The 2942-nt window shown below is 68.2% G+C and carries 1 pseudogene; it reads right to left on the bottom strand.

Annotated features, from left to right (window positions below):
* A pseudogene (locus EZ313_RS23115) lies at positions 1-2942 on the bottom strand (hypothetical protein); the annotation flags it as partial.

The raw sequence follows: 2942 nt of genomic DNA, 5'->3' as shown, positions 1-2942 counted from the left end.
CCGAGACCGCCTCCGTGTTGCCGGCGTAGCTGAGGGTGTCGGTCCCCGCCCCGCCATCGACGACGTCGGTGCCGTCGCCGATCCTGTAGTTGACGGTGTCGTTGCCGCTGCCGCCAAGGAGCGTGTCATTGCCGGCGCCACCGTTCAGCGTGTCATGACCGCCCAACCCGGAGAGCACGTCGTCACCTGCGCCTCCGGTGATGACGTTGGACGCGTTGTTGCCAGTTCCAGTGAAGTTCCCCGCACCGATGAAAGTGAGGTTCTCCACATCGAAGTCGTTGAGCGTGTAGCTGACGGCCAGCGAGCGAACCTCGTCCGTGCCCGCCGCGATCCCTTCGCTCACGAAGTCGCCGGTGTCGTGGACGACGTAGGTGTCGTCACCGGCCCCGCCCGCGAGGGTGTTGATCACGCCTGCGGCGCCAGTCAGCATGTCGTTGCCGCTGCCGCCCGTCACGTTTTCGATTCCCCCGATCGAGTTGAAACCCGAGGCGCTGAGCGTGTCCAGGTTGACCGCCACGTTGTCGCTGCTGCCGGCGTAGCTCAGGGTATCAGCCCCGTTCAGCAGGTTGGCATTCACCGACTCCACGCCCGTGAGGGCGCCGCCTTGGAGGCTCGTCAGCACGCCAGCGCTGTATACGACCGCCAGCGTGTCGTCCGTGGCACCCCCGGTGACGTTGAGCGTGTCGTTTCCGGCGCCGCCATCCACCGCGTCGGCGCCGTCGCCGATGCTGTAGTTGACCGTGTCGTCACCCTCGCCGCCATTGACGATGTCGTCACCGGCGCCGCCCGAGAACGTGTCGTTTCCGGCGCCGCCGTCCAGGGTGTTGGCGCCTGCGCTGCCGGTCAGGTTATCGTTGCCGCTGCCGCCCGTGACGTTCTCGACGCCCGCGATCGAGCTGAAACCCGAGGCGCTGGCCGTGTCCAGATTCACGGTCACCCCGTCAGTGCTGCCGGCGTAGCTCAGGGTATCAGCCCCGTCCTGCAGGTTGGCGTTCACCGACTCGACGCCGGACACCGTGCCGCCTTCGAGGTTGGTCAACACACCACTGGCGTAGACCACATTCAGCGCCTCGTCCGCGCCGCTTCCGCTGACGTTGAGCGTGTCGCTGCCGTCGCCGCCATCAACTGCGTCGGCGCCCTCGCCGATGCTGTAGTTGACCGTGTCGTCGCCCTCGCCCCCGTCGACGACGTCGGCACCGGCTCCGCCCGAAAGCGTGTCGTTGCCGGCGCCGCCATCCAGGGCGTTGGCGTCTGCGCTGCCGGTCAGGCTGTCGTTGCCGCTGCCGCCCGTGACGTTCTCGATGCCCGCGATGGAGGCGAAGCCGATGGCCTCCCCCGCACCAAGGTTGACAGTGATGCCCTCGGTAACGCCGGCGTAGCTGAGGGTGTCGATGCCGCCCGACAGGTTGGCATTGACCTGATCGACATTCGTGACCGAGATGCCGCCCACGTTCGTCAGCACGCCGCCGGCGATCGCGACAGCGAGGGTTTCGTCCGCCGCCGTGCCGGTGACGTTCAGGGTGTCGCTGCCGTCGCCGCCGTCCACGGCATCAGCGCCGTCGCCCAGCGTGTAGTTGACGATGTCGCCGCCCGCGCCACCCTGGATGGTGTCGTCACCGGCGCCGCCCGAGAGCGTGTCGTTGCCGGCGCCGCCATCCAGGACGTTGGCGCCAGAGTTGCCGGTCAGGCTGTCGTTGCCGCTGCCGCCGGTGGCGTTCTCGACGCCCGCGATCGACGCGAAGCCCGAGGCGGTGCCCGCGGCCAGGTTAACCGTCAGGTCCTCGGCGGTGCCCGCGTAGTTCAGGGTATCGGCCCCGTCCTGCAGGTCGGCGTTCACCGACTCGACGCTTGACACGGGACCGCCCTCAACGCTCGTCAGCATACCGCCGGCGTAGACCACGTCCAGCGTCTCTTCCGCGGACGTGCCCGTGACGTTCAGCATGTCGCTGCCGGCGCCACCATCCAGCGTGTCGGCACCGTCGCCGATCGCGTAGTTGACCGTGTCGTCGCCGTCGCCGCCATTGACGATGTCGTCACCGGCGCCGCCCGAGAGCGTGTCGTTTCCGGCGCCGCCGTCCAGGGTGTTGGCGCCTGCGCTGCCGGTCAGGTTATCGTTGCCGCTGCCGCCCGTGACGTTCTCGACGCCCGCGATCGAGTTGAAACCCGAGGCGCTGAGCGTGGCCAGGTTGACCGCCACGTTGTCGCTGCTGCCGGCGTAGCTCAGGGTATCAGCCCCGTTCAGCAGGTTGGCATTCACCGACTCCACGCCCGTGAGGGCGCCGCCTTGGAGGCTCGTCAGCACGCCAGCGCTGTATACGACCGCCAGCGTGTCGTCCGTGGCACCCCCGGTGACGTTGAGCGTGTCGTTTCCGGCGCCGCCATCCACTGCGTCGGCGCCGTCGCCGATGCTGTAGTTGACCGTGTCGTCACCCTCGCCGCCATTGACGCTGTCAGCACCGGCGCCGCCGTTCAGGTTGTTGGCACTCGCGTCACCGGTCAGCTGGTCGTTGCCGCTGCCGCCCGTTACGTTCTCGATGCCCGCGATCGAATTGAAGCCCGAGGCGCTGAGGGTGGCCAAATTGACCGTCACGCTCTCGGTGCTGCCCGCATAGCTCAGGGTATCGGCGCCGTCCAGCAGGTTCGCATTCACCGACTCCACGCCCGTGAGGGCGCCACCTTCGAGGCTCGTCAGCACGCCGTCGGCGTAGACCACCGCCAGCGTCTCGTCCGCGGCGCCTCCGGTGACATTGAGCGTGTCGCTTCCAGCGCCGCCACCGACAGAGTCGGCGCCGTCGCCGATCCTGTAGTTGACGGTGTCGTTGCCGCTGCCGCCGAGGAGCGTGTCGTTGCCGGCGCCACCGTTCAGCGTGTCATGACCGCCCAACCCGGAGAGCACGTCGTCACCTGCGCCTCCGGTGATGACGTTGGACGCGTTGTTGCCA

The organism is Ramlibacter henchirensis, assembly GCF_004682015.1.
In the GTDB taxonomy this organism is placed as follows: Bacteria; Pseudomonadota; Gammaproteobacteria; order Burkholderiales; family Burkholderiaceae_C; genus Ramlibacter; species Ramlibacter henchirensis.
The sequence above is the reverse complement of the archived record's forward strand: the minus strand, read 5'-3'. Positions and strand labels throughout refer to the sequence as shown.